1 protein-coding gene is annotated in these 274 nt (G+C 64.6%); it reads left to right on the top strand.

Annotated elements, in window-relative coordinates; genetic code table 11:
• The coding region (locus SB786_RS36240) for a peptidase dimerization domain-containing protein (protein ID WP_410731578.1) at positions 1–274 on the top strand (274 nt) is incomplete at both ends.

Here is a 274-nt window from a genome sequence, read left to right as displayed (position 1 = left end):
GCACCAATGCCACCCCAGGGGAGCTGTTCGAGCCGCCCTTTTCCACCCTGCACGTCAGCGCCATGCAGGGCGGCAATGCCCCCAATATCATTGCCAAGGACGCTCGTCTGCATTGGGAGCTGCGCAATCTGCCCAGTGACCCGCCTGACGCGGTGCGTGCACGCTTCGATGACTTCACCGCGCAACTGGCGCGCGAGATGCAGCAGCATTCAGCCGACTGCCGCATCCAGACACTGGAGGACTATGCCTCGGTGCCGGCACTCACCCCGGAACC

Origin of the sequence: Burkholderia sp. SIMBA_062 (assembly GCF_046534765.1) — a bacterium.
Classification (GTDB): Bacteria; Pseudomonadota; Gammaproteobacteria; order Burkholderiales; family Burkholderiaceae; genus Burkholderia; species Burkholderia ambifaria.
This window is presented reverse-complemented; position numbering and strand designations above follow the sequence as displayed.